Origin of the sequence: Saccharothrix saharensis (genome assembly GCF_006716745.1) — a bacterium.
In the GTDB taxonomy this organism is placed as follows: Bacteria; Actinomycetota; Actinomycetes; order Mycobacteriales; family Pseudonocardiaceae; genus Actinosynnema; species Actinosynnema saharense.
On the sequence record NZ_VFPP01000001.1, the window covers coordinates 7,385,730 to 7,412,133 of the forward strand.

At 73.0% G+C, this 26,404-nt stretch carries 20 protein-coding genes; 12 read left to right on the top strand and 8 right to left on the bottom strand.

The genetic code is table 11. The features are described from left to right. Window positions 1-180: 180 nt before the first annotated feature. Together FHX81_RS33840 and FHX81_RS33845 are read right to left on the bottom strand one after the other, a co-directional pair. Complete coding sequence (locus FHX81_RS33840) at window positions 181-1,245, bottom strand: cobalamin-independent methionine synthase II family protein (protein ID WP_141982582.1); 1,065 nt, start codon at window positions 1,243-1,245, stop codon at window positions 181-183. A gap of 25 nt (window positions 1,246-1,270) precedes the next feature. Then, the gene (locus FHX81_RS33845; RefSeq protein ID WP_141982583.1) at window positions 1,271-2,248 is read right to left on the bottom strand and encodes a hypothetical protein; all 978 of its coding nucleotides are present in this window, start codon (window positions 2,246-2,248) and stop codon (window positions 1,271-1,273) included. Between the two features lie 369 nt (window positions 2,249-2,617). On the opposite strand from FHX81_RS33845, the gene FHX81_RS33850 reads away from it, so the two are divergent. The 9 genes from FHX81_RS33850 to FHX81_RS33890 all read left to right on the top strand — a co-directional run bounded on the left by FHX81_RS33850 (window position 2,618) and on the right by FHX81_RS33890 (window position 18,073). After that, on the top strand, window positions 2,618-8,383 hold the full coding sequence (locus FHX81_RS33850; protein ID WP_141982584.1) for a type I polyketide synthase: 5,766 nt from the start codon (window positions 2,618-2,620) through the stop codon (window positions 8,381-8,383). Window position 8,384: 1 nt separating this feature from the next. Next, the gene (locus FHX81_RS33855) at window positions 8,385-8,843 is read left to right on the top strand and encodes an acyl-CoA thioesterase (RefSeq protein WP_141982585.1); all 459 of its coding nucleotides are present in this window, start codon (window positions 8,385-8,387) and stop codon (window positions 8,841-8,843) included. A gap of 5 nt (window positions 8,844-8,848) precedes the next feature. After that, window positions 8,849-9,346 (top strand): flavin reductase family protein, encoded by a 498-nt coding sequence (locus FHX81_RS33860; protein ID WP_425473859.1) that lies wholly within the window; start codon window positions 8,849-8,851, stop codon window positions 9,344-9,346. 36 nt (window positions 9,347-9,382) lie between these two features. Continuing rightward, window positions 9,383-10,390, top strand: a complete 1,008-nt coding sequence (locus FHX81_RS33865) for an SDR family NAD(P)-dependent oxidoreductase (protein WP_141982587.1) — start codon at window positions 9,383-9,385, stop codon at window positions 10,388-10,390. Between the two features lie 65 nt (window positions 10,391-10,455). Continuing rightward, the gene (locus FHX81_RS33870; protein WP_211363879.1) at window positions 10,456-11,994 is read left to right on the top strand and encodes an acyl-CoA carboxylase subunit beta; all 1,539 of its coding nucleotides are present in this window, start codon (window positions 10,456-10,458) and stop codon (window positions 11,992-11,994) included. A gap of 837 nt (window positions 11,995-12,831) precedes the next feature. Further along, window positions 12,832-13,794: a carotenoid oxygenase family protein gene (locus FHX81_RS33875; protein WP_170232260.1), complete on the top strand. Its 963-nt coding sequence runs from the start codon at window positions 12,832-12,834 to the stop codon at window positions 13,792-13,794. 120 nt (window positions 13,795-13,914) lie between these two features. Further along, window positions 13,915-14,469, top strand: coding sequence for a TetR/AcrR family transcriptional regulator (locus FHX81_RS33880; protein ID WP_246108106.1), 555 nt, complete (start codon window positions 13,915-13,917; stop codon window positions 14,467-14,469). Between the two features lie 209 nt (window positions 14,470-14,678). Beyond that, complete coding sequence (locus FHX81_RS33885; protein ID WP_246108107.1) at window positions 14,679-16,544, top strand: FAD/NAD(P)-binding protein; 1,866 nt, start codon at window positions 14,679-14,681, stop codon at window positions 16,542-16,544. Window positions 16,545-16,948: 404 nt separating this feature from the next. Next, window positions 16,949-18,073, top strand: a complete 1,125-nt coding sequence (locus tag FHX81_RS33890; protein WP_246108108.1) for a putative PEP-binding protein — start codon at window positions 16,949-16,951, stop codon at window positions 18,071-18,073. A gap of 142 nt (window positions 18,074-18,215) precedes the next feature. Here the strand turns inward: FHX81_RS33890 and FHX81_RS33895 are convergent, their stop codons facing one another. Next, window positions 18,216-18,887, bottom strand: coding sequence for an enoyl-CoA hydratase-related protein (locus tag FHX81_RS33895; RefSeq protein WP_141982590.1), 672 nt, complete (start codon window positions 18,885-18,887; stop codon window positions 18,216-18,218). An 89-nt stretch (window positions 18,888-18,976) separates the two neighbouring features. On the opposite strand from FHX81_RS33895, the gene lexA reads away from it, so the two are divergent. Both lexA and FHX81_RS33905 read left to right on the top strand, forming a co-directional pair. Further along, window positions 18,977-19,639 (top strand): transcriptional repressor LexA, encoded by a 663-nt coding sequence (gene lexA, locus FHX81_RS33900; protein WP_141982591.1) that lies wholly within the window; start codon window positions 18,977-18,979, stop codon window positions 19,637-19,639. 145 nt (window positions 19,640-19,784) lie between these two features. Continuing rightward, window positions 19,785-20,207, top strand: a complete 423-nt coding sequence (locus tag FHX81_RS33905) for a DUF6292 family protein (RefSeq protein WP_141982592.1) — start codon at window positions 19,785-19,787, stop codon at window positions 20,205-20,207. 4 nt (window positions 20,208-20,211) lie between these two features. Here the strand turns inward: FHX81_RS33905 and FHX81_RS33910 are convergent, their stop codons facing one another. From FHX81_RS33910 to FHX81_RS33920, 3 genes are all read right to left on the bottom strand, one after another. Next, entirely contained in the window at window positions 20,212-20,442 is a 231-nt protein-coding gene (locus FHX81_RS33910; protein ID WP_141982593.1) for a hypothetical protein, read from the bottom strand. Between the two features lie 71 nt (window positions 20,443-20,513). Next, window positions 20,514-20,924 (bottom strand): STAS domain-containing protein, encoded by a 411-nt coding sequence (locus tag FHX81_RS33915; protein WP_141982594.1) that lies wholly within the window; start codon window positions 20,922-20,924, stop codon window positions 20,514-20,516. Between the two features lie 212 nt (window positions 20,925-21,136). Then, a complete protein-coding gene (locus FHX81_RS33920) occupies window positions 21,137-22,072 on the bottom strand; it encodes a DUF6461 domain-containing protein (protein WP_141982595.1) in 936 nt (311 codons plus the stop codon). A 207-nt stretch (window positions 22,073-22,279) separates the two neighbouring features. Here FHX81_RS33920 and FHX81_RS33925 point away from each other — a divergent pair, with 207 nt between their 5' ends. After that, the gene (locus FHX81_RS33925) at window positions 22,280-23,290 is read left to right on the top strand and encodes an SGNH/GDSL hydrolase family protein (RefSeq protein ID WP_141982596.1); all 1,011 of its coding nucleotides are present in this window, start codon (window positions 22,280-22,282) and stop codon (window positions 23,288-23,290) included. A gap of 28 nt (window positions 23,291-23,318) precedes the next feature. Here FHX81_RS33925 and FHX81_RS33930 read toward each other — a convergent pair whose 3' ends face one another. Further along, the gene (locus tag FHX81_RS33930; protein ID WP_141982597.1) at window positions 23,319-25,934 is read right to left on the bottom strand and encodes a CHAT domain-containing protein; all 2,616 of its coding nucleotides are present in this window, start codon (window positions 25,932-25,934) and stop codon (window positions 23,319-23,321) included. Between the two features lie 83 nt (window positions 25,935-26,017). After that, window positions 26,018-26,233 (bottom strand): hypothetical protein, encoded by a 216-nt coding sequence (locus FHX81_RS33935; RefSeq protein WP_141982598.1) that lies wholly within the window; start codon window positions 26,231-26,233, stop codon window positions 26,018-26,020. Between the last annotated feature and the right edge of the window lie 171 nt (window positions 26,234-26,404).

The window sequence follows — 26,404 nt, forward strand, 5'->3', positions numbered from 1 at the left end:
GCGTGCGGGGGATTCCACTGATGCATTACAGCGTTACGTGTCGGTGTTCCTCTTCTCGCACGTTGCTGTTCCGCTCCCGGTCACCGACGGGTCCGGTGTGGACGGTTCGAGGGGTGCGCACGCGAAACGACGCCGGGACCACCGCGCGTGGCGGTGGTCCCGGCGTCGTGGGATCGCGGATCAGAGGCCCAGTGCGGCCTCGGCCAGCCTGGTGCCCTCGACGCGCGCGGCGATCTTGGCGAACGCCGTGTCGCGCGAGGTGGAGGTGTCGTCGGCGAACGGCGCGAACCCGCAGTCGTCGCACGTGCCGAGCCGCTCGACCGGGATGAACTCCGCCGCTTCCAGCACCCGGTCGCGCACCTCTTCGGCCGTCTCGATCCGGGGGTCGATGGGGTCGGTGACGCCGACGAAGACCCGTGCGTCGGCGGGCAGGTGCTCGGCGATGATCCCGAGCACCCGGCGGCGGTCGGGCTCGCCGGCCAGCTGCACGTAGAACCGGCCCGCCTTGATCCGGAAGAGGTCCGGCAGCAGGTCGGCGTAGTCGACGTCCGCGCTGTGCGTGGAGTCCTGGTCGCCGCCGGGGCAGGTGTGCACGCCGATCCTGGCCCGCTCCTCGGCGGAGAACCGCTCCAGCACCGCGTTGTTCAGCGCCACGAAGTCGCGCAGCAGCCCGCCCGACGGGTCGAGCTTGAGCGACAGCCGTCCTTCGGTGAAGTCCAGCTGCACCACCTCCGCGCCCTCGTCCAGGCAGGCGCGGATGTCGGCCTCGGTCTCGTCGACGAGGTCGGCGAGGAACTCGTCGCGCGGGTAGCCGTCGATGCCGCCCGCCGGGTAGAGCAGGCTCAGCGCCGACGGCGCGATCACCGGCTGCTTCACCGGCAGCGACGTGAGCCGCCGCGTGGCGCGCAGCAGGTCGACGGCGTGCGCGGTGTAGCGGAACGGCCCGCTGGTCAGCACGGGCAGCTCCCGGGTGTGCCCGTCGGCGAACGGCACGACCGCGCCGCCCGCCGCCAGGTCGGGTATGCCCGCCACCGGGTAGGTCAGGAAGCTCGGCTTGTCCTGCTCGCCGTCGGTGACCACCGGCGAGCCGGTGGCCTCGAACCGGCTGACCGTGTCCGCCAGCGCCTTGTCGGTCAGCTCCCGCAGCCCGGCGGCGTCGAGCCGGCCCTCCGCGTGGTCCTGGAAGCCCCGCAGGAGCTCCGCGGGACGCGGGACGCTGCCGATCGGCTCGGTCGGAATGCCCATGGTGTCGTTGTTCCCCTCGACGCGATCAGGCCCACGGGGCCGTCGGGTACCACGGGATGATCTCCCGGCGGGCCAGCAACCTGATGTCCCAGTACAGGAAGGTGAAGACGCCGGCGACGATCAGCGCGACCGCCGTCACGGCGGCGATCCGGCCCGGCTTGGCCATGAGCCACCGCTGCAAGCGGCCGCCGGTGAAGTACGCCAGCACGAGGAACAGTAGGGCCATGATGACGATGTTGCCGACCGACTGGAGGGTGAACGCCGCTGCGCCGTACAGGGGGTTGTGGCTCTCCGCCGCGTCACGGAACATCTGCCGGAATAACCCGAACGGGCGACCGATGAGGAACCCGCCGATGAGCACGCCCATGAACACCATCGGGGCGTTCGGGAACCGCTGGGAGATCTTGCGGAACGGGTCGCGCACCAGGCCGAGGGCGGCCAGCCCCAGGTAGAACATGACCAGGCCGATGACGCCGAACACGACCAACGACTGGATGCTGCGGCTGCTCAGCGTGCCCGGCGCGTTCGCGGCGGTGGAGAACTGCGGCATCCGGGTGCCGATGATCCCGACCAGCACGCCGTACAGCGCCGACACCGGGATCATGCCGACGGCCAGCCACCCGATCGGCTTGAGCGTGGCGACCAGCTTCGCCCAGCGCGTCCCGGTGGAACCGAGCATCGGCGCGACGGCGCCGAACGCGGCGATGTTGCACGCGGTGAACGTGCCCGCGATGCCGCTGACGAACGCGAACGCGATGCCCGCCGCGATGCCCTGGATCGGGGTCTCCTTGGCGTCGTGGCCGAGCAGCGTGTTGGCCACGTTGTCACCGATCACCGAGTCGACGAAGTGCGCCGACCACACCACGGTCAGCAGGAAGCCCGCGATCGAGCTGAGCAGGACGATGAGCCCGCGCCTGCGCGGGAAGTCCCCCGTGACGAACGTCGAGGTGCCGGGGGTTCCGGACCCCGGTCGGTCGAGCTGCCTGGTGCCGGTGCGCGCCATGTGATCCCTCTCCGGAGCAGTGCGGGGTCGGCCGGTGTGCGCCCCCTCCGGCGAGCGCACTCGGGGGCCGACAAAGCATCCCAGTGTTATGGCTCGGGTGCTTCTTCCGCTGTGCGCACCCGCTGGGCCGAACGGTCCCCGGTCGCTGCGCCGGCCGCCGCGCGCCGCCCCGGTCGGCTGTAAATGGAAATCACGCTGTTATGGAAAAAGGCCGGGTCAGCTCGGCAAAATCGGAGAAGCAGGCCCGTCGGGTGGTCGTGCAGGCTTACGTTGCACACATTTTTCGAAGTGCCGTGTGTTTGTTTTCCTGATCGCACGGTGTTTTTCCGTCCTCGTCAAACCCCCGATGTCCTCAAAGACGGTGAAAGCATGAGCAGTGAGCGGATCGCAATCGTCGGCATCGGCCTGCGCTACCCCGATGCCGGTTCCACCGGGGAACTGTGGGAAAACGTCCTGGCCGGTCGTCGGGCCTTCCGCAGGCTGCCCGACGAACGGATGAACCAGGCGGACTACTACGACCCCAATCCCGAAGCACCGGACCGCTTCTACTCGAAGATGGCGGCCGTGCTGCGCGACTTCGAGTTCGACCGGGTCCGCTACCGCGTGGCCGGCAGCACGTTCCGCTCCACGGACATGACGCACTGGCTGGCGCTCGACGTCACCTCCCAGGCGCTGGCCGACGCGGGTTTCCCGGAGGCCGAGGGCCTGCCGAAGCAGAGCACCGGCGTGGTGCTGGGCAACAGCCTCACCGGTGAGTTCTCCCGCGCGAACGTGATGCGGCTGCGCTGGCCCTACGTGCGGCGCACGGTCGCCGCGGCGCTGGCCGGCAAGGGGTGGCCCGAGGACGAGATCGCGGGCTTCCTGCGCGAGCTGGAAGTGGACTACAAGGCACCGTTCCCGGAGATCAACGAGGACACCCTCGCGGGTGGCCTGGCGAACACGATCGCGGGCCGCATCTGCAACTACTTCGACCTGCGCGGCGGCGGCTACACCGTCGACGGCGCCTGCTCCTCGTCGCTGCTGTCGGTCGCCACGGCGGCCAAGTCGCTGGTCGAGGGCGACATGGACGTGGCCATCGCGGGCGGTGTCGACCTGTCGATCGACCCGTTCGAGGTCATCGGCTTCGCCAAGACCGGCGCGCTGGCCAAGCGCGTGATGAAGGTCTACGACAAGGACTCCAACGGCTTCTGGCCGGGCGAGGGCGCCGGGTCGCTCGTGCTGGTGCGCGAGGCCGACGCGCTGGCCAAGAACATGCGCATCTACGCCACCATCGCGGGCTGGGGCGTCTCGTCGGACGGCAAGGGCGGCATCACCCGCCCCGAGGCCGACGGCCACCGCCTGGCCCTGCACCGCGCCTACGGCCGCGCGGGCTACGGCCTGGAGACCGTGTCCTACTTCGAGGGCCACGGCACCGGCACGGCGCTGGGTGACGAGACGGAGATCGAGGCGCTGTCCTCGGCCCGCCGCGCCGCCGACCCGGACGCCCGGCCGGCCGCGCTGAGCACCGTCAAGGGCAACTTCGGGCACACCAAGGCCGCGGCGGGGGTCGCCGGACTGATCAAGGCGGCCCTCGCCGTGCACCACCAGGTCATCCCGCCGGGCACCGGGCACTTCGACCCGCACCCGAAGCTGACCGCGGACGACGCGGTGATGTACGTGCCGCTGGAGGCCGAGCTGTGGCCGGAGGACCGCCCGGTGCGCGCCGGCGTGTCGGCCATGGGCTTCGGCGGCATCAACACCCACATCGCGCTGGAGGCCGCGCCCGACGCGCCCCGCCGCGAGCAGCTCGACGTGCGGACCAAGGCGGTCGTCTCCGGCCGCCAGGACGCCGAGGTGCTGCTGTTCGACGCGCCCGACCGCACGGCGCTGAAGGACAAGCTGGCCGAGGTCTCCGCGCTGCTGCCGAAGCTCGCGCTGGCCGAGCTGGGCGACCTGGCGGCGGCGCTGGCGGACCGGCTCACCGGCGCGCCCCTGCGCGGCGCGGTCGTGGCCCGCACCCCGGAGGAGGCCGAGCGCAAGGTCGCCAAGCTGGTCGCCGCGGTCGCCGAGGGCGTCACCACCTTCGACGTCGCCGACGGCGTGTTCCTCGACGAGTGGACCGCGCCACCGCGCCTGGCGTTCCTGTTCCCGGGCCAGGGCTCGGGCCGGGGCGCGGTCGGCGCGCTGCGCCGTCGGTTCCCCGTCGCCGAGGAGGTCTTCCGGTCCGCGAACCTGCCCACCGACGGCGACCAGGTCGCCACGGAGGTCGCGCAGCCGCGGATCGTGGCGGGCTCGCTCGCCGCGCTGAAGGTGCTGCGCGAGCTGGGCATCGACGCGAACACGGCGGTCGGGCACAGCCTCGGCGAGCTGACCGCCCTGCACTGGGGTGGCGCGATCAACGCCAACCGGGTGCTGTCGCTGGCCGCGGAACGCGGTCGGGTGATGGCGAGCGCCAGCCAGGGCGGCGGCGCGATGGCGGGCCTGGGCACCACGCCCGAGCGGGCGCTGGAGCTGGCCGCGGGCGAGGACGTGGTGATCGCGGGCTACAACGGCCCGGCGCAGACCGTGCTGTCCGGCCCGGCCGAGGCCGTCGACCGGGTGATCTCGGTGGCACGCGCCGCGGGCGTGCAGGCCACCCGCATCAACGTCTCCCACGCGTTCCACTCGCCGCTGGTGTCCCCGGCGGCCGAGGCCATGCGGGAGCGGCTGACCGAGTTCGACTTCGGTCGGGTGATCCGGCCGGTGCTGTCCACCGTCACCGGCGGGGTGCTGGAGGCGGACACGGACGTGCGCACGCTGCTGCGCGACCAGATCACCCTCCCGGTCCGGTTCCACGAGGCCGCCGCCAAGGCCGCCGCGGTCGCGGACCTCGTCGTCGAGGTCGGCCCCGGCCGGGTCCTCGGCGGACTGCTGGAGGAGATCGCCCCCGACAAGCCCGTGCTCTCGGTCGACACCGACAGCGCGTCGCTCACCTCGCTGCTGACCGTCGTCGCCGCCACCCACGCGCTGGGCGGCGAGGTCCGCACCGACGTGCTGTTCGCCGACCGGGTCATCCGCGACCTGCCGCTGGACGGCTCGATGACCTTCCTGGCCAGCCCCTGCGAGACGGCCCCCGCCCTCGACTCGAACCTGCTCGCGGCGGAGCTCGACGCGCCGGCCGCGGCCAAGTCGGCCCAGCCGGCGGCGGGCTCGGACGGCGAGTCCACGCTGGAGCTGCTGCGCCGGCTGGCCGCGCAACGCGTCGAGCTGCCGCTGGAGGCCATCACCGCGCAGACCCACCCGCTGGACGACCTGCACCTGAGCTCCATCACGGTCGGCCAGCTGGTCAACGAGGTCACCCGCACCCTGGGCCGCCCGGCCCTGGAGGGCACGACCAACTTCGCCACCGTGCGGATGGGCGAGCTGGCCGACCTGATCGACAACCTGGCCGACACGGCGCACGCGCAGGAGCGCGACAGCGGCGAGGTGCCCGGCATCGCGCCCTGGGTGCGGCCGTTCCTGGTCGAGCACGTCGAGCGCGAGCTCGTCGCGGCGACACCGGGACCGGTGGGGGAGTGGACCGTGTACGCCCCCGAGGGCCACCCGCTGGCCGAGCCGCTGAAGGCGGGCCTGCCCGGCGACGGCGTGCTCCTGCTGCTCCCGCCGGAGGGCGGTGACGCGCACGTCGGCCTGTTCCTGGCAGCCGCGCGCGACGTGCTCGCCTCCGGCCGCCGGCTCGCGGTCGTGCAGCACCGGCTGGGTGCGTCGGGCCTGGCCCGCACGCTGCACCTGGAAGCACCGCACATCCCGGTCACGCTGGTCGACCTCGCGGACGGCACCGACGCGGTGCGCCGGGTCGCCGCCGAGGTCGCGGCCACCACCGACTTCGCGCAGGTGCGGTACGACGCCGACGGCGTGCGGACGGTGCCGGTGCTGCGGGCGGTCTCGGGCCGGGTGGAGCCGGGCTCGCCCGGTGCGACCCCGCTGGGCCCGGACGACGTGCTGCTGGTCACCGGTGGCGGCAAGGGCATCACGGCCGAGTGCGCCATCGCGATGGCGACCGACTCGGGCGCGTCCCTGGCGCTGATCGGCCGGGCCGACCCGGCCGCCGACGCCGAGCTGGCCGCCAACCTGGCCCGGATGACCGCGGCGGGCATCACGCACCGCTACGAGCGGGCCGACGTGACCTCCGTCGAGCAGATCGCCGCCGCCGTCGAGCGGTTCCGCGCCGAGCTGGGCGAGGTGACCGCCGTGCTGCACGGCGCGGGCCGCAACGAGCCCAGGGCGTTGACCGGGCTGTCCGAAGAGGACTTCCGGGCCACGCTGGCGCCGAAGATCGCCGGCCTGAACGCGGTGCTCGACGCCGTGGACCCGGAGCGGATCAAGCTCCTGGTCACGTTCGGCAGCATCATCGGCCGCGCGGGTCTGCGCGGTGAGGCGCACTACTCGACCGCCAACGACTGGATGTCCGAGCTGACCGTCGACTTCGGCGTGCGGCACCCCGGGGCGCGCGTGCTGGCCCTGGAGTGGTCAGTCTGGTCCGGCGCGGGCATGGGCGAGCGGCTGGGCGTGGTCGAGGCGCTGATGCGCGACGGCATCACGCCGATCTCCACCGAGGCGGGCATCGCGGTGCTGCGCGAGGTGCTGGCCGACCCGACCGTGGGCCCCGTGCTCGTGGTCTCCGGCCGTGCCGCCGGCCTGCCCACGCTGGAGATGGCGCAGACCGAGCTGCCGCTGGCCCGGTTCGTGGACCGCGTCCTGGTGCACTACCCGACCGTCGAGCTGGTGACCGAGGCCGACCTGTCCGACGGCAGCGACCCGTACCTGGGCGACCACCTGCTCGAAGGCGACCTGCTGTTCCCGGCGGTGATCGGCATGGAGGCGATGACCCAGGTGGCGAGCGCCCTGACCGGGCACGACTCGCCGCCGCTGCTGTCCGACGTCGAGTTCCTGCGGCCGGTGGTCGTGCGGCCGGGCGGCTCGCTGACGGTGCGCATCGCCGCGCTGGCCCGGGACGCCGAGACGGTGGACGTGGCCATCCGGGCCGAGGACACCGGGTTCTCCGCCGACCACTTCCGGGCCCGCCTGCGGTTCCCGCGGCCGGAGATCCCCGGCGACGCGGTGGACGGCGCGCCCGTGCTGCCGCTCGTGCCGGTCGACCCGGTCACCGAGCTGTACGGCAGCGTCCTGTTCCAGGGCAAGCGGTTCCAGCGGTTGCAGGGCTACCGGCGGGCCAGCGCCCGGCACGCGGTGGCCGAGGTCGCCACGGCGTCCGTCGCCTCCTGGTTCGCCCCGTTCCTGCCGCAGGACCGGATGCTGGCCGACCCCGGCACGCGGGACGTGATGATGCACGCCATCCAGTGCTGCGTCCCCGACGCCACGCTGCTGCCGCAGAGCGTGGAGCGGCTCTACCTCGCCGCACCGGTCGACCAGTTGGCCCAGTACGTGGTGCTGGACGCCCGCGAGCGGTCGCAGGACGGCGACAGCTACACCTACGACATCGACGTGCGCGACCCCGACGGGCGGCTCGTCGAGCGGTGGGAGGGGCTGGTGCTGCGGGCCGTGCGCAAGCGCGACGGCGCGGGACCGTGGACGCCGACCATGCTCGGCTCGTACCTGGAGCGCTCGCTGGAGCGGGTCCTGGGCGGCAGCCGCGCGGTCGTGGTCGAGCCCGACCCGACCGACGCCACGCCGGAGCGCCGCGCGCAGACCGCGCTCGCGATCGGCCGGGCGCTGGACCGGCCCGTGGACGTGCGCTACCGGCCCGACGGCAAGCCCGAGGTCGACGGCGTGGAGGTGTCCGCCTCGCACAGCGCGGGCATCACGTTCGCCGCGGTCGCGCGGGGCGGTGCGCTCGGCGTGGACGTCGAGGAGGCCGTGACGCGGCCGGAGGAGGACTGGGCCGGGCTGCTCGGCGAGGACCTGGTCGCCGTGCGCGACCTGATCGCCGCCGAGGCGGGCGAGACGGCGTCGGTCTCGGGCACCCGCGTGTGGAGCGCGGTGGAGTGCCTGCGCAAGACCGGTTCCACCACGCAGGCGCTGACCGTCGACCGGGTCCACCCGGACGGCTGGGCCGTGCTGTCGACCGGCGACGCCAAGGTCGCCACCTGGGTGACCACCGTCAACGACCGGACGTCGCCGGTGGTGTTCGCGGTGCTCGTGGGCAAGGAGGGCTGACATGACCGACTACTACGAGATCCGCCACACGGTCGGGTTCGAGGAGACCAACCTCGTCGGCAACGTGTACTACGTGAACTACCTGCGCTGGCAGGGCCGGTGCCGCGAGATGTTCCTCAAGGAGAAGGCGCCGAGCGTGCTGCGGGACCTCCAGGACGACCTCAAGCTGTTCACCCTCAAGGTGGAGTGCGAGTTCTTCTCCGAGATCACGCTGTTCGACGAGCTGTCGGTGCGGATGCGGCTGGAGGAGCTGACCCAGACCCAGATCCAGTTCAGCTTCGACTACGTCAAGGTCACCGGCGGCCAGGAGGTCCTGGTCGCCAAGGGCAGGCAGCGGATCGCGTGCATGCGCGGCCCGAACACCAACACGGTGCCCTCCCGGGTGCCCGAAGACCTGCGCAAGGCGCTCGCGCCCTACGCCGAGGCCCCGGCGCTGGCGCGCGCCGGGCTGGGGGGATGACGGACATGTACGAAGCGGCTCCCACGATGGAGGAGACCTCGCTGAGGGACGCCATGTCCCTGTTCGCGACCGGGGTCACGGTGTTGACGGTCGGCGGCGAGCACGCGCACGGCATGACGGCCAACGCGTTCACCTCGGTCTCGCTGGACCCGCCGCTCGTGCTGTGCTGCATCTCCCGCTCGGCGGTGATGCACGACGCGATCGGCAGCACCAAGCGGTTCGGCGTGTCGATCATGGGCGCGGACCAGCGGGACACCGCGAAGTACTTCGCCGACAAGCGCCGCCCGCTCGGGCCGGAGCAGTTCGACGCGGTCGACTGGCTGGAGGGCCCGCACAGCGGCGCGCCGCTGCTCAACGGCTCGCTGGCGTGGCTGGAGTGCGAGCTGGTGTCGGTCTACGACGGCGGCGACCACACGATCTTCGTCGGCCAGGTGCTCAGCTCCAGCCGAGGCGCGGGCACGGAGGCGCTGTTGTTCTACAGCAGCGCTTTCCACCGGGTCTGACCGCGCGGTCCGCACACGCATCGGGAGGGAGCACACATGCTGGTGACCGTCACCGGGGGTACCGGGTTCGTCGGCTCGCACACGGTGGCGGAGCTCGTGCGAGCCGGCCACCGGGTCCGCCTGCTGGTCCGGGACGCGAGCGCGGTGGACGCCGCCACGCGACCGTTGGAGGTGCCACCCGACGCGCTGGACGTCGTCGTCGGGGACGTGACCGACGAGCGGTCGGTCGCCGCGGCGGTGCGCGGCGCGGACGCCGTCGTCCACGCGGCGTCGGTGTACTCGTTCGACCGGCGCAAGCGGGCGGAGATGCTGCGCACCAACGCGCACGGCACGGAGGTGGTGCTCGGCGCCGCCCGCCGTGCCGGCGCGGGGCGCGTCGTCCACGTGTCGAGCACGGCGGCCCTGTTCGGGCCGGGCGTGCGGGTCATCCACGAGCAGTCGCCCGTGGGCACGACCCGCGCGCCGTACGCGGCGACCAAGGCCGCGTCGGAGGCCATCGCGCGGCGGCACCAGGACGAAGGGGCGCCGGTGGTCGTGAGCTACCCGCCGGCGCTCCTCGGGCCGCACGACCCGAAGCTGGGCGACCAGACCGTGCGGCTGCGCGACACGGTGCGCGGGATCATGCCGATGTGGCCCGCGGGTGGGCTGCAGATCGGCGACGTGCGGGACGCGGCGGCGCTGCACGCGGCGCTGCTGTCCCCGGACGTGACGGGACGGCACTTCGGTCCCGGGCACTACCTGACGACCCGGGAGTACGTCGACGCGGTCAGGGAGGCCACCGGGCGCGCGTTGCCCGCGGTCTTCCTGCCCGCGGCGATGATGACGCCCGTCGGGCGGTTCGTCGACCTGGTGCAGCCCGCCTGGCCGTGGCACCTGCCCGCCGAGCACGAGGCGATCGCCACGGTCGGCGCGGCGGTCCGGGTCGACCCGGCCGCGAGCACGCTCGACCTCAAACCCCGTCCCTTCGCCGACACCGTCGCCGACACGGTGCGGTGGCTCGCCGACACCGGCGCGGTGACCGATCGCCAGGCAGGCCGCCGATGACCACATCAGGGATCGACCGCGTCAACGGGCACCAGGACTTCCGGCCCGAACTGCCCGTGCGCACGATGGAGCTGCTCCGCGAGCGCAACGACGACCTGCGCGACCGCGCGGTGTCCAACGCCGACGCCGTGCGCCGCCAGCGCTCGCTCGGCAAGCGCACCGCGCGGGAACGCCTGGACATGCTGCTGGACCCCGGCTCGTTCACCGAGGTCGAGCTGTACCGGCGGCACCAGGCGTACGGGTTGAAGGTGTCCGAGCACCGGCCGCACACCGACGGCGTGGTGGCGGGCTCGGGCACCATCGACGGGCGGCGCGTGTTCGTCTACGCGCAGGACTTCACCATCTTCGGCGGGTCGCTCGGCCAGGCGCACGCGGCGAAGATCCACAAGGTGATGGACATGGCCCTCGACACCGGCTCGCCCGTCATCGCGCTGAACGACAGCGGTGGCGCCCGCATCCAGGAAGGCGTGATGGCGCTGGACGGCTACGGCGGCATCTTCCGCCGCCAGGTCGCCGCGTCCGGCATCATCCCGCAGATCGCCGTGGTGCTCGGCCCGTCCGCGGGCGGCGCCGCGTACTCGCCCGCGCTGGCCGACTTCACGTTCATGGTGCGCGGCACCGCCCAGATGTACCTGACCGGACCGGACGTGGTGCAGGCCGTGTCGGGGGAGAGGGTGACCCACGACGAGCTGGGCGGCGCCTCGGTGCACGGCGAGCTGTCCGGCGTGGCGTCGTTCGTGCACGACGACGAGGAGTCGTGCCTGGAGGACGTCCGCCACCTGGTGTCGTTGCTGCCGTCGAACAACCTGGAACCACCGCCCGCGTACGAGCCGGTGGGCGCGGTGGACGACGTGCGGCCGGAGTTCGCCTCGATCGTGCCCGTGGAGCCGAACAAGCCCTACGACATGCGCGCGGTGATCGGGGAGCTGGTGGACGACGGGGAGTTCCTCGAAGTCCACGAGGGCTGGGCGCGCAACGTCGTGGTGGCGTTCGGCCGGGTGGACGGCGCGGTGGTGGGCTTGGTGGGCAACCAGCCGATGGTGTTCGCGGGCGTGCTGGACATCGAGGCGTCCCAGAAGGCGGCGCGGTTCGTGCGGTTCTGCGACGCGTTCGGCATCCCGCTCGTGTCCCTCGTGGACGTTCCCGGTTTCCTGCCGGGCACGGCGCAGGAGCACGCGGGCGTGATCCGGCACGGGGCGAAGCTGCTCTACGCCTACTGCGAGGCCTCCGTGCCGCGCATCCAGGTGATCGTGCGCAAGGCGTACGGCGGGGCGTACATCGTGATGGACTCCCGGTCCATCGGGACGGACCTGTCGCTGGCCTGGCCGACCAACGAGATCGCGGTGATGGGCGCGGAAGGGGCTGTCAACGTCATCTTCCGCAAGGAGCTGGCCGCGGCGGCCGACCCGGACGCGCTGCGCGCCGAACTGCTGGCCGAGTACTCGGAACAGCTGGTCCACCCGTACTACGCGGCCGAACGGGGCCTGGTGGACGACGTGATCGACCCGTCCCACACCCGATCCGCGGTCGCCCGGGGCCTGGCCATGCTGCGCGACAAGCGCCGCCCCACCCCGCCCCGCAAGCACGGCAACGTGCCGCTGTAACCACGAGACGCCGACGGCACCCCACCTCCCCGGTGGGGTGCCGTCACCGTTCTCGCGTCGGCTCGGCCAGACGACGTGCACGCGCCCCACTCCCGCGTCGCCGCTCGTGATCTCGAACAGCGGCCGGGCACTCTCGACGCGGTCGGACCGCAGGCGGAAGTCGCCTTCCGCCGGAGCGATGTCGGCGTGACTCCGTAGGCCAGGCCCTAGCCCGCGCCCCGTGCGTCCTCCGCACCGCGGCCCCGGCCGCGCGCAGCATCAGGGTGCCCCGCACCGCCAAGCTCCCGGCCGTACCGCGGACGACATCGGGCTCAAGCTGCTCGGCCTTCCGCAACGCCGCCGCTTCCCGGGCGCGCATCAGCCCGACGTACCCGATATGCGGCTTGCCCGGTGCGGTCAGCACGGTCGAGGCGATCCGGACCACCTCCGACCGCGGGCCGCAGGCCCTGACCTGATCTCCACCCGTCGGTTCACGCACCGCGGCGCGCGTTTCCGCCATCGGACCGGGCAGCCTGACCCCCGGCCGGGCGGACGATCCGTGCGGCCGGACCGACTCGGCGTGCGCCAAGGACGACCGCAGCCCGTCCGCGCCCGGCGGCTCGTCGCGCACGGCCGCGGGCACCTCCCTGCGTCGGCCCCGGAACACGCGGGTCGAGCGGGTGCCGATCGGGTGATCAGCAGGTCGGACGTGGTGTCCTGCGCGACGGGGCGGGGTGTGGGCAATACTCCAGGTGGGTATACCTGCCCGTGCGGGTGGGAGCGCCTTGACGAGGTTCCATAACGCCGCTATAAATGGTAGTAAGACAGTGTTATGGAACGTGGGACGGGGTGGTGGGCGTGGTCGCGTCGGTGCGGGAAGTCGCGGAAGCGCTGGTGGTGCGGGGTGCGCTGCCCGCAGGGCTGAACGGTGCCCTCGTCTGGTCCGGCAAGTACGGCGCCTCCGGTGTCCGGCTCGGGCCCGACGGCGCCCGCTGGTACCGGGGCCCGCGGCCGGCCGCCCTCGCGCCGGCCGACTGGCCCTCGGGCGCCACGATGGCCGACCCGGTCCTGCACGACGAGGTCTGGCACACCGCCATGTCCCACCCGGACCTCGGGTACGCCGAGCACGTGACCCTCGGCGTGGACGGCGAGGTGCTGCGCGCCGAGCCCTTCCCGCTGGACGGCGCGCCCCGGATGCGCGCGGTCGGGGTGACGGAGCGGTTCGTGGTGGTCTTCGACTCCGCGCCGTACTACAGCCGCGCCGCCGACCTCGTCGGGTTGCGCGACCCGTACTCGGGGCCCGCCACCGGTCCCGCGCGCATCGGCCTGCTCGCCTACGGCGGGCCGCACTGGTTCGAGGTCGGCGAGGGCGAGGTGCTGTCGCTGGCCAACGTCTACGAGGACCTCGGCCGCGTGGTCGTGGACGCGGTCTGGGCGCCCGGCGTGCTGCGCCGCCACACGCTCGACCTCGCCACCGGCGGCGTGCGCCGGGTCGACCTGCCCGCCATGGACGTCGCCTCCGTCGACGAACGCCTGACCGGCCGCCGCCACCGCTTCGTGTTCGGCACGGCGGGCACCGCGATCGTCCGCCACGACGTGGCGCTGGGCTGCACGTGGCGGCGCGAGCTCGGCGTCACGCCCGGCCGGCCGGTGTTCGTGCCGCGCGGCGAGGACGAGGGCGACGGCTGGGTGGTCGCCGTCGCGGGCGACGAGCTGCTGGTGCTGGACGCGGCCGACCTCGCCGGCCCGCCGGTCGCGGTGGTGCGCCTGCCGTTCGCGGTGCCGGCGTCGCACCGCGCGACCTGGCTCGCGGAGTCCTGACCCCGCGCACGCGGGCCATGGTGGGGCCACCGGCTCGGAGGTAGGGTGGAGGGAACCATCCCTAGCGTGGCGACGGCGAGGGGAACCGTGCACCGATCCGCTGCTGAGACCCGGTCCCACGTGCTGCGAGTGGCCGGCGACCTGTTCTACCTGAGGGGAATCCGCGCCACGGGCGTCGACCTCGTCGCCGCCGAGGCCGGTGTCGCGCCCACCACCCTCTACCGCCTGTTCGCCTCCAAGGACGACCTCGTCGGCGCCTACGTCGAACGCGCCGACCTCGACTTCCGCGGCCGGTTCACCGCCGCGGTCGACGGCGCGGGCCCCGATCCGCGCGACCGCATCCTGGCGGTGTTCGACGTCGTGTTCGCCGAGGTGTCGTCCGGGGCGTTCCGCGGCTGCAAGTTCCTCATGTCGCTGGCCGAGTTCCCCGAGCCCGAGCTGCCCGCGCACCGCAACGCCCTCGCCGCGAAGTCGTGGACCAGGGCGCGGATCGGCGAGCTGACCGAGGCGCTCGGCGCGCCGGACCCGGCCGAGCTGGCCGACCACCTGATGCTGCTGTTCGAGGGGCTGCACGCCTCGGGGCAGTCGTTCGGCCCGAACGGCCCGGCGAAGCGGGCGCGCGGACTGGCCGAACGCCTGCTGTCGGCCGCCGGGCCGGCGCGGAACGGCTCCTGACACCGCCGGCGGCCATTCCGGAAGGCTGTCAAGCGCCCGTGCGGAAATCGCTTCGGGAATGTCCGGATTCCTGTCGGTAGACTCCGGTCCGGTCGGGCGCGCGTGAAATCCGAAGCACGATTGCGTCACGCGCTCCGAACGGCCTGCCCACCAGTCTAAATCACCGTTATGCTACCCGGACGGGCAGTGCCGGAGGGGACAGGGGTGGCATGGTGAAGAGCTTCGACCGGTTCCGCAGGGTGGTCGTCGTGGGAGCGGGGTTGGCCGGTGCCGCCACCGCCATCCGCCTTCTCCGGTTCGCCCGCGAACCATTACAGGTGGTACTGCTCGAACGGCGCCCGGAATACCGGAACTCCGGGGTGGCGTACCAGCGCGAGAGCAACCACTGGCACCACGTCTTCAACATCCAGGCGGGCCGCATGTCGGCGTTCCGGGAGGACGTGGACGACTTCGTCGCCTGGGCCAACACCGAGGCGGACCGGTCGGGCTGGCCGGCGGGCTGGCGCGACTTCGAGTTCACCGAGTCCGGTCCCGCGCCGCGCCGCATCTACCACGACTACCTGGAGAGCCGGCTGGCCGAGGCCGTCCGCGAAGCCGCCGAGGGCGTGACGCTGGTCGAGGCGGACGGTGAAGCGGTCGACGTCGAGGTCTTCGACGGCCGCGCGCACGTCGTCGTCGAGGACCTCGCGATGCCGAGCGGTGGCACGCCGAGCGACCGGGCGGTCCTCGAAGCCGACCACGTCGTGCTCGCCACCGGGTTGGAGACGAAGTACCCGGCCTTCGCCGCCGAGGTGCTGGAGCACCCCGCGTTCATCCGCAGCCCGTATTCGAAGGACGGCATCGAACGCGTGCTCACCGTGCCCGAGGACGGCGTGGTGGCCATCATCGGCACGCTGCTCAGCGCCTACGACTCGGCGACCCTCCTGTTACGCCAGGGGCACGAGGGCGCGATCCACATGATCTCCGGGTCCGGCCTCACGCCCCGGACGTACCCGTCGGACCACCGGCACCAAGTGCTCGAACTGCCTCCACCGCAGCTGCTCGGCGACACCTACGAAGGCCGTGAGGAGTTCGTCCGCCGATTCCGCGAGGAATGGGATCGGGCCTGTGCGATGGTGACCCGCGAACACCCGGAAGTATCACCGGTGGTGGTGACGGAACGGGTCGCCAAATCGTGGGAACCGCACCTCCCCGCGATCCTCGAACGCATTCCCACCGACGAACTCCGCGCGCTGCTCGACAGCTACGGCAGCCTCCTCGCGGTGTTGCGGGTGAGCGCCATGGCGTACACGACCGACATCGTCGACGCCGCGCTGCGCGAAGGCCGAGTGGTGCTCACGACCGGCCGCGTGCACCAGATCCGGGCCACCGCGGAAGGCCGGCTCGCGCTCTCCGTCGCGGGCTCCGGGGGACCGCTCACCGTCGAAGCGGATCTCGTCATCTCGAACTTCGGCCGCGAGTCGAACTACGAACGCGCCGATTCCACGCTCTGGTCGACCCTGCTGCGCAAGCGAATCGCCGTCGCGCACCGGCGCACCGGCCGCGGCGTCGAAGTCGACCCGTGCGGCCGGCTCCTCGGTCCCGACGGGACGCCGTCCGGTCCGATATCCGTGGTGGGCAGCCCGCGCGAGGGCGACGAAATCATCCGCAACGGCCGGACGGGCGCGTTCACGTTCAACCTCGCCGCCATCAAGAACCACTCGGTGGAAGTCGCGGCCACCACCCTGCACCGGATCGAGTCGTGTTACGACGAGCGCGCCGTCGAACTCGCCGAAGTGCTCACCGAAACCGCCGACCCGGAATTGCGCGAGGTGGTGTCGCGGTCGGTGGACCTCGACATCCGCCGGATGGCGACCCGCCGCCGGGACGACCGCGATCCGCACGCCGCCCGGCTGGAGGCCGACATCCAGCGGATACGTGAGCTCACCTCGCGCAACGGCACGCCGCCGTCCGATCGCGCGGTGCGGTTCGCGGTCAGCTCGGCCGCCACCGCGAAGCTCACCGACCTGTCCGTGACGCCGCGCGAGCTGCGTTTCGCGCTCGGCCTGGAAGGGTCGGTGGAACCGGTCGGCTGAACCCGTCGGATCGATCGGACCCGTTCCGCTCTCCACGTCACCATTTCTACGGAACCCGACGACAAGTCGACTACTCCGCCGTTGCCCGCCGAGGGCGCGCGAAGTGGCACCGAATGGACGTCCACCTCGCACTCGAGAAGATGCGCGGCCGGTCCGGCGACTGCGACGCTCGAACCATGTCCCACCGAGTTCGACGCAAACCCGGGGCCGACGCCGTGCCGAACGGCGCCGGCCCCGGGAGTCGGCACCCGAGCCGACTCTTCCGCCCCTGTCCGCACCACGACCGGAATCGGTAGGAGGATGCCGTGAGCCCGCGCGAGATTCCCGGGGTTTTGCTCGTCGGTTCGCCGTCGACGAGTGTTCGCGGAATCGCCAACCACACCGGCAGACCCCTGCCCGGTTCCGTGCTGGTGGTCGAAGCGCTCGGCCCCGAGCTCTACGACACCATCGTCAGGTCGGCCGCCGTGGTCTGTTCCGGTGGCGGCCGCACCGGTCACATGGAATCGCTGTGCCGGTCACGCGGGATCCCGGTGCTCCGGATTCCGCCCGACGAACTCCCCGGCCTGGTCGGGCACCTGACCGTCCGGACCGATCGCGAGTCGGTCACCCTCGGCGAGCCCGAGCACGCCGAGCTGTCCGCGGAATACCCCACCGTCACCCCGGACGACCTCCGCTCGGTCTGCGTCGTCATCGCCGACGCGACGGACATCCGGTCGACCAACGCGATCCACCCCCGCGTCGACCAGGTCACGTCGTTCTTCATCCGCGAGGAGTTCCTGTGCCTGGCCTCGGGGCTGAGCCCGCTCGACGCGCTGCGCGCGGGCGTGCCGGAGGCCGAGCGGTACGGCGCGGCGATCGGCGCGGAGCTGAGCGCCATCGTCAAGGAACTCCTGCCCGGCCAGCGGTTGGTGATGCGGCTGCTCGACCTCCGGTCCGACGACGCCGCGCAGATCACCAACGACGTGGACGTCGACCACGAGTCGAACCCGGAACTCGGCCTGCACGGCGCGCGGTGGCTGCTGCACGAGCCCTACTACCCGCACGCGTTCCGGGCTCTGCGCGCGTACGTGGCGGAACGGCTGGGCCCGGACGTGGACCGCTTGAGCTTCGCGGTGCCGTTCATCAACGACCAGGACGAGTACCTGCGCCTGCGGGTCCGGCTCGACCTGCCCGACGACGTGCCGCTGTCGGTGTTCGTGGAGACCCCGGCCGCGGTCCACTCGGCGGCGGAGTTCTTCGCGGCGGGCGCGAGCGAGATCTTCGTGGGCACCAAGGACCTGACCCAGTTCTACCTGGCCGCGGACCGGGGCAACCACCGGGTCGCCTCGTCGTACCAGACCCGGCACCCGGCGGTCATGTCCGGGCTGCGCCAGTCCGTGGAGGCAGGCCGCCGGGCCGGTGTCCCGGTCCACGTGTTCGCGCTGGGCGGCGACGTGGGCTACTACTTCAAGCACCTGCCGACCGACCGCTTCATGATGTGCACCGCCGAACTGCGCCAACTCGCCCGGGACGCCCACGAATCACGGTGACGCGACGGCCCGCCCGCCGCGCCGCGATGTCACCACGCCGCAGCACGACCGCGCACGCGCAGGTCGGGCGCTGCCCCCGGAGTGGCCTCCGACGTCGACCCCCAGGTCGGAGGCCACTCCCTCGGCGTCCCCCCTCGGTGTCTCAGCCGAGCGGCTTCTCCTTGTCCCGCAACGCCTCCAGCGCGGACGCGTACATGCGCGACCTGATGGTGCCCAGGGTCGGTCCCGCCTTGCCCGCCTGGGCGGCGGCGATCCCGACGGCGGTGGACCGGACGGCGTCCTCGTCCACGGCGTGGTCCACGATGCCGGCGGCGAGGGCGTCCCGGCCGCCGTAGCGGCGGGCGGTCGTCATGGCCTCGTGCGCCGTCCGCGGCGCGAGCCGCGCCTGGACCAACGCGGACATGCCCGGCGTGAACGGGATGTCGATCTCGGCTTCGGGCAGGCACCAGAACCCGCGGTCGGCGCGCATCACCCGGAAGTCGTGCGCCAGCGACAGCATCGCGCCGGCGGCGAAGGTGTGGCCCTGGAGCGCGGCCACGGTGATCACCGGCAGGGTCAGCACCCGGGCGAACAGCTCGTGCACCGACACGACGTAGTCGCGGTGGTGCTCGCCGTTGGCCATCAGCCAGTCGAGGTCCAGGCCGTTGGAGAAGAACTTGCCGGTCGCGGTGGTGACCAGGGCGCGGGCACCCTCTGCCCGCTCCACCTCGCCGAGCGCGACGTCGACCGAGGCGATCCAGTCGGGGTGGAACCGGTTCTCGGTGTCCCCGAGGTCGAGGATGAACACGTCGTCCTGGCGGTCGAGCGTCGGCATGGGGTCCTCCGGGGTCCGGACAAGGGGCTACCAGTCGGTAACTTAATGCCCGGGAGGGGTCGACGACACCCTTCTCTATCATCCCGCAGGTGACCGCCTACGACGATCTCGACGCGTTCGAGCACCTGGACACCTCCACCCTCCCGGCGCGCCAGCAGCGCATCCTGGCGGCGATCCGCGACTGGGTGGTCCGGCACGGGTACTCGCCGAGCACGCGGGAGATCGGCGACGCGGTCGGCCTGCGGTCGTCGTCCTCGGTGTCCAAGCACCTGGCGGCGCTGGAGGAGAAGGGTTTCCTGCGCCGCGGCACGACGGTGTCGCGGCCGATCGACGTGCGCCTGTTCCTGCACGAGCCGTCCGCGCGGCGGTCCGGTGGGGCCTCGGTGTCCGTGCCCGTGGTCGGCCACATCGCCGCCGGCACGCCCATCGCGGCCGAGGAGCACGTGGACGACGTGCTGGAGCTGCCCCGCGAGCTGACCGGCCGCGGCACCGTCTTCGGCCTGCGGGTGCGCGGCGACTCGATGGTGGACGCGGCGATCTGCGACGGCGACATCGTCGTGGTGCGCCGGCAGCACGAGGCGCACTCGGGCCAGATCGTCGCCGCCATGATCGACGGCGAGGCGACCGTCAAGGTCTACCGCCGCCGCGGCGGGCACGTCCACCTGGAACCGCGCAACCCGGCCTACGACGTCATCGACGGCGACCGGGCCGTCGTGCTCGGCACCGTCGTCTCGGTGCTGCGCAGCGTCTGACACCCCGCGCTACGGCGATCGGCGGACACTTCGCGTCACCTCCTCTCATTCGAATGGGCTAATGCCCTCGGTAGTCGAGTGGATGCAGACTGGTGCCAATCGAGATGGGTGCCAGCCGCGGTGTCGCCGCGGGCGGAGGTCGTCGATGGTCGGGATCGAGGCGGACGGTCCGCAGGACCGAGGCCTGCGGCAGTACCTGCGGCTGATCGCCCGGAGACTGGGCGTCGACCTGGAGTCGTGCTGGTACGAGTGCGCGCCCGACGCGACCGCCTACATCGCCCTCGACCAGCGCGTGCCGCGCCACCCGGACGACGACCTGGCGCTGGTGTGGGACGAGCACACGGGCTGGTGCGCCGGGATCGAGGTGGGCCGGGGCGCGGAGCTGGTCCCGCTGACCTACCTGGGCCCGCCGGTGCTGCCCCCGCCCGAGGCCGTCACGGTGTTCGTCTCGGACCTGGTCGCGGGCCGCCGCGCCGACCACCCCGTGCCGCCCGCCATGCCCGCCGAGGACCACCTGGCCGACCTGCTGGTCGAGTACGCCGACCGCGCGCCCGCCAAGGTGCTCTGACCCGTCAGTCGACGGGCCCGCGCAGGGTCAGCAGCACCCGCAGCACGTGCTCGACCGCGGCCGGGAACGCCGCGCCGCGCAGCTCACCGCGCGCGGCGAGGGTGTGCGAGGCGAAGTCGAGCATCCGGTCGTGGCCCACCCGGCGGACGACCAGCGCGGCGATCTCCTCCAGGTCCAGGCCGGGGTTGTCCAGCCGGGTCAGGGCGAACTCGACCACGAGCTCCTCGTCCGTCACGGCCCCTCCTCCCGACCCCGTCGAGCGTAGTCGAGCGAGGGCCGGTGGACCCGGTCGTCGTCACCGGGCCCTCACGACGACCACCAGGAGAACTCCCGGTCGGCCTCGGGCCCGGACCGGTCGCGCACGGCGTCCAGCGCCTCCTCCGGGGTGCGGTGCAACCGCAGCAGGTCCTCGGTGTCGGTCATCCGGATCGGCCGGGCGACCGAGCGCCTGCCCGCCACCACGGCGAACCCCGCGCCGACGACGTCGGCCCGCTGCCGCGCCTCCACCAGCACCGCGATGCCCATCGACCCGAAGAACCCCACGTCGCCCAGGTCGACCACGAGCGCGGACGCGCGGCCGTTCAGGCAGGTGAACAGCGCTTCCCGCACGTCGCGGAACGTGTCGACGTCGAAGTCGCCGTGCACGGCGGCGATCACCACGCCGTCCTCACCGACCTCGCGGACCGTCACCGACGGCTGATCGACATCCCCGTGCACGCCGCTCCCTCACCCCGATCCGGCCGCATCACCGCCTCCCACCCTTACCCGTTCCGGGCCTCGGCGACACCGCCGACGCGCGGATGTGCCGGTGGGGCGAGGTGTCGGCGTCGCCGAGCGGGGAGTGACGGTGGGTCACGACATCGGGCAGCGCTTCCTGATCGCACGGCATGCGGGCCGCCACCCCACGCGGGTGGCGGCCGGTCGGTGTCTCAGCGCACGAGGTCGGGCCGCAGGGCCGCGCCGAGCGCGCGGGCGAGCCACCCCAGCTCGAACGCGCGGCCGCGCTGCGCCTCGGTCATCCGGTGCCGCCCGCCGTGGTCGTTGAGGGACCAGCTCGCGCGGCTCGACTCGGTGAGCCAGGCGCGGACGTGCGCGCCGAGCGGGCTGTCGGGGGTGACGTCGACGGGTTCGCCGCGTCGGGCCGCCGCCAGCGCCCCGGCGAGCCCGGGCGTGTCGGTCAGGCCGTGCTTCCCGGTGAGCCGCCGCACTTCGGCCACGGCGTCCACGGGTTCGTCGCGGCCCGGCCGCGACGCGGGCCGCCGGGGCCCCTCGCTGAACCACGGTTCGACGTGCGCGCTGGTCAGCGGGCCGGTGAGGGCGTCGAAGCCGGGCAGCACCCCGGTGATGCGCTCCACGACCAGCAGGCAGCGGGCGATGGTGTCCTCGTAGTGGCCCCGGTCACCCTCGGTGAAGCCGACCTCGCGCATCAGGGGGAGCAGGCGGTCCGGGTCCGCGCCGTGGCGGGCGGGCGGGAACGCCGGGTCGAAGCCGGTGATCAGCCGCCCGTCGACCGCGTAGCCGAACGAGTCGGACGCGTAGTCGTGCCGCAGCACGGACACCGCCTCGGTGCCCCGGGACAGCGCCTCGACCAGGTGCGCGCCCTCGAAGCCGTTCGGCTCGAACACGACGGTCCACGCGCCCAGCGGCAGGGCCGAGGCCACGGTGGGGTAGCCGTGCTCGAAGTCGTGCAGGCGCCCGACGTCCGCCGCGGTCCGGGTCGCGACGCTGTCGGGCAGCGCGCCCATCCGCCGCAACGCCTCGCCCTCGTCCACGCCCTTGATGAAGGTGAGGCAGAAGATCTCGTCGAGCTCCTGCTCGTCACCCGGGCTCGCGTCCGCCCACGCCAAGTCGTCGATCGTGCTCACGTCGTCCCCCTCGAAGCCACAACGGAGCCGGCGAGCCTAGCAGCGGACGATCACCGGACCGGGTGGACTTCCCCTCCGCCGCCGGCGGGCAGGCCCGGGTGGTGCCTAGCTTGCTTCGCGGTCGTCGGACGGGCGACCGCCGCTGTCCGTCCGGAGCGGACGGGAGCGCGCCGAGCGGACCGGTAGGGGATGGCAGTGGTGAGGACGATGAGTCGGGGCCGTGGCCTGGTCGTGGCGGCGGTGGCCGTCGTGGTGTGCGCGGGGGCCGCGGTGCCCGCCGCCGCACAGGGACCGACCCGGGCGGAACCGGTGTCGACGGTCTTCATCGGCGACTCCTACACCGCCAACTTCGGTGTCGCCCCGGTCTTCGGCGCGTGGGACCCGAAGGAGTACTTCTGCTTCCGCTCCGAGGAGAACTACCCGGCGGTGGCGGCCCGGGCGCTGGCCGAGGAGGGCACCGCGCTCGCCGTCGCCTCCGACCGCTCCTGCGGGGGCGCGCTGATCGAGGACTTCTGGACGGAGCAGTCCCTGCCGGGCCACCGGAGCAAGCCGCCCCAGCAGGAAGCCCTGAGCGACGACACCCGACTCGTCGTCGGCAGCCTCGGTGGCAACACCCTCGGCTTCGCCCGGATCCTCAAGCAGTGCTCGCAGGAGCTCCGCGTCGCAGGCGCGGGGCTGCCCGCCGACGCGGTCGACCCCGAAGACCCCGCCGAGCGCTGCGCGGTCTTCTTCACCGGGGGCGACGGCAAGGACTGGCTCGACCGCCGGTTCGACGTGGTCGAGGCCGAACTGGAGGAGCTGTTCGACCGGATCGGGCACTTGTCGCCGGCTGCCTCGGCCGTGCTGGTCGGCTACCCGCGGATCGTGCCCGCCGACATCGTCAGGTGCCACACCCCCGCACCCGGGCAGGCCGACAAGCCCCTGGCCGACGTCCCCTTCGCGGCCCTGCCCGTGTTCGACCGGATCCAGGCGCGCCTGAACGACCTGATGCGCGCCAAGGCCGCCGAGTACGACGCCACCTTCGTCGACCTCTACGCCGTCACCGGCCACAACACCGCGTGCGACGGCGACGACCGCGGCATCGGCGGCCTGTTCGAGCAGTCCCAGGTCGACTTCTTCGCCCAGCCGCTGCCCTGGTACCTCCACCCCAACACCCGCGGCCGCGACATCCAGGCGCAGCACGTGGCCACCGCCATCCGGCAGGCCCTCGGCGGCTGACCTCCCCGGTCACCGCCGGCGCGCACCCCTACCCGCTGCCGAGGCAGACGAACGGGCGGCGCAGCGGGTCGACGGCGATGGCGTCGGCCAGGGCCACGGCCGGTCGCGCGCCGGCGGCCAGGCTGCGGTGGTAGTCGTCCATCGCGGCGGCGCACGCCTGGTCGCCGACCCGGCTCAGCGGCGCGACCACCACCTGCGAGCCGCTGGCCAGCAGGGCGCTGGCGAACCCCAGCGGCTCATCGCCGGGGCGGATCCGGTTCAGGGCGAGTTCGCACGCGGCCAGCACGACCTGCCGCGGCGGGTGCGCCAGACCGGCCATCTCGTGCGCGTAGACCGGGCCGTCGGCCAGCTCCAGCCGGGAGAACAGCGCGTTCTCCGGTTCGTGCACGCCGTGCGCGGCCAGGTGCGCGACCTCCGCGCCGTCCAACGCCGCCAGCACGTCGGTGACCGTGGCCCGCTCGTCCGACAGCAGCGCGGCGGTGGCGTAGTGCGCGCCCAGCTTGTCGATCTCGCCCACGGCGGCGGGCAGCTCCGGGCCGCGCACCAGCACGGTCCGGCCGGCGGGCGCGGTCGCGGCCCGGTCCGCGGCCAACCACGCGGTGGCGGACGGCGCCACGACCGTGGGCCGCCCCCGCAACGTCGGCAGCACGCCCCAGGGCACCGCGTACAGCGCGCCGGTCGGCACGACCACCAGGTCGCGCTCGCCGATCAACCCGGTCAGCGGCCGGATGAGCTGCGCGTCGAGCCGGTCGGCCTGCTTGTGCGCCGACGTCGCCATCACCTGCGCCAACGGTCCCGGCAGGTGGTCGGGGGCGAGCGCGTTGAGGTCCGCGTTCAGCATGCGGGCGCTCTCCGCCGCCTGCTCGGCCGACCCGAGCCGGGCCAGCCGCACGTCGGAGCCCACGACGACCACCGCGACCAGGCAGTCACCGGACGAGGCGAAGCTGACCAGGGCCCGTTCGCCCAGCCGTGCCATCACGTCGGTCAGCCCGGCGACCGGCCGCGGCCTGCCCCACCGGCCGGTGTGCCACCCGAGCCGGTTGGCCTCGCGCAGGCGTTCGGCCCGGCGGGCGTGCAGCGCGGCGGTCGAGTGGCCGTCGTGCTCGGCCTGGTGGATCGACTGCGTGAGGCTGCGGACCTCGGCGATGCGCTCGGCCAGCTCCGGGTCGTCGACGTGGCTCAACGGCTCGTAGCGGTAGGTCTGCGCCCGCGTCCGCTCCAGCCAGGTGAACAGCCGGCGGGCGTTGCCGCCGTCCAGCACCAGCCGCACGGCCAGCTCGGCGAGCTCCCGGCCGTGCAGCGCGGTGCCCGACAGCAGCTCCAGGCCGCCCATCCGGTCGCGCACGTGGTCCAGGTCGGTCAGCCCGCCCCGGATCTCGGTGAGCGCGGCGGCCCGCCGGCCGCGGGCGACGGCCAGTTCGGCGCGGCACAGGCGGCGCAGCATCCGGTAGTCGATGGGCGTGAGCCTGCCCGGCCGGGGCACCCGGTCGAGGATCGCCTCCGCCGCGTCGACGTCACCGCGCCGGATCTCCAGCCGTGCCGCGAGCATCCGCGCCAGCGCCGCCTGCTCGGCCAGCCGGGGCACGGGCAGCGAGTCGGCGAAGTCCAGCGCCCGTCCGGGCAGCGACCGGGACACCCGCCCCGACCGCAGCGCCAGCCGGGTGTCCACGCGCAGGCCGATGATCGTGGCGTTCGCGACGCAGGTCTCGCAGCCCCAGCGCCGCATCCGCTGCCGCGCCGAGGAGGCCGCGGCGCGGGCCAGTTCGAGGTCGTCGGTCATGTACGCGGCGACGGCCCGGTACAGCTCCACGTTGGCCAGGGTCCGGATGACGCCCTGGTCCGCGCGCAGCGCGGCGAGCACGCCGTCGAGCTGGGTGCCCGCCTCGTCGGCCAGCCCGGCGGCGATCAGCGCCTGACCGCGGTCCATGCCGAGCAGGGCGGGCACCTCCAGGCCCTGCTCCCGGTACGACCGCTCGATGAGCCCGTACCGCCGCGGGGCGGCCGGCACGTCGCCGACCCGCAGGTCCAGCAGCCCGGCCGCGTGGTTCGCGTCGGCCGCCCGCTCCAGCAGCCCGTGCTCGGTCGCCAGCGCCACGGCCCTGGTCAGGTCTTGCCGCGCCTGACGCACCAACCCGAGCCGGGTGTGGGCCGTGCCCCTGCTCCGCAGGGTCTTCACGATCAGGTCGGCCAGCGGGGTGACCGGCCCGCCCGCGGCGAGGCGGCGTTCCTTGTGCTCCAGCGCGGCGTCGAAGGCGGTGATCGCGTCCTCGATGAGCCCCGCGTTCAACAGCATCAGGCCCCGGTTGTGCTCGACCCGGCCGAGCAGCTCGGCCCTCACCACCGGGTCGGCCACGTCCTCGATGAGCTGCCGCGACTCGGCCAGCCCGGCCAGCCCGGCGGCGGGGCCGTCGGTTTCCGCGAGCACGCTCGCGAACGTCGAGGACAGCCGGATCCGGGTCGCGAGCCAGTCGGCGCGGACACCCGGGTCGGCGGGGTCGATCGTGTCGGTCAGGCCCTGCCCCCGGCGGAGCAGTCGGGCCGCCTCGTGGTGCCGCCCCGCGCACGTCGCGTCGAGCCCGACGCGGTGCAGTTCGCGTGCTTCGCGGATGACGGCGACATCGTCGAGAGAAGCGGTTACCGGCACCGTTCTATGACATCACAGAACGGTACCGGACAAAGCCCGCCGACCAGGAGACCTGGCCGGCGGGCTCGATCACGGTTGACAGGTCACTTCGCCGGTTGACCGTCCGGGCAGCCGCCCCCGGCGCACAGCGGCGACAGCTCGCCGTCCTCGTGCGTGTGGTGGTGGTGCTCGTGCCGGTCGGGCTCGGTCTCCGGCACGACGGTGGTCGTGGTGCCGTCCTGCCGGACCTGCTCGACGGTGTCGACGTCCTCGAACGCCTCGTCCACGAAATCGGTCTTGGTCTCGGTGGGCGTAGACAAAACGATCTCCCTCCCCTGGGATCTGTCCCGGCCTGACAAGCGACTCAGGCTGATTGCTCTGAGTCAGGTTCGGCGGGCCCCTCCTACCGCTCGAACAGGGCAATAGTGGCACAACGGCGTAACGATCAGGAGAGAATTTTGCACATCTGGTAGGCGACACCCGCCAGCCGT

What these genes read in the sequence shown, in the direction of transcription:
- FHX81_RS33895 (WP_141982590.1), bottom strand. Translation starts at nt 18,887, where the DNA reads ATGCCGACGCTCGACCGCCAGGACGACGTGTTCATCCTCGACCTCGGG.
- FHX81_RS33845 (WP_141982583.1), bottom strand. Translation starts at nt 2,248, where the DNA reads ATGGCGCGCACCGGCACCAGGCAGCTCGACCGACCGGGGTCCGGAACC.
- FHX81_RS33870 (WP_211363879.1), top strand. Translation starts at nt 10,456, where the DNA reads ATGGAGCTGCTCCGCGAGCGCAACGACGACCTGCGCGACCGCGCGGTG.
- FHX81_RS33855 (WP_141982585.1), top strand. Translation starts at nt 8,385, where the DNA reads ATGACCGACTACTACGAGATCCGCCACACGGTCGGGTTCGAGGAGACC.
- FHX81_RS33840 (WP_141982582.1), bottom strand. Translation starts at nt 1,245, where the DNA reads ATGGGCATTCCGACCGAGCCGATCGGCAGCGTCCCGCGTCCCGCGGAG.
- FHX81_RS33860 (WP_425473859.1), top strand. Translation starts at nt 8,849, where the DNA reads ATGTACGAAGCGGCTCCCACGATGGAGGAGACCTCGCTGAGGGACGCC.
- FHX81_RS33850 (WP_141982584.1), top strand. Translation starts at nt 2,618, where the DNA reads ATGAGCAGTGAGCGGATCGCAATCGTCGGCATCGGCCTGCGCTACCCC.
- FHX81_RS33865 (WP_141982587.1), top strand. Translation starts at nt 9,383, where the DNA reads ATGCTGGTGACCGTCACCGGGGGTACCGGGTTCGTCGGCTCGCACACG.
- FHX81_RS33925 (WP_141982596.1), top strand. Translation starts at nt 22,280, where the DNA reads ATGAGTCGGGGCCGTGGCCTGGTCGTGGCGGCGGTGGCCGTCGTGGTG.
- FHX81_RS33885 (WP_246108107.1), top strand. Translation starts at nt 14,679, where the DNA reads ATGGTGAAGAGCTTCGACCGGTTCCGCAGGGTGGTCGTCGTGGGAGCG.
- FHX81_RS33905 (WP_141982592.1), top strand. Translation starts at nt 19,785, where the DNA reads ATGGTCGGGATCGAGGCGGACGGTCCGCAGGACCGAGGCCTGCGGCAG.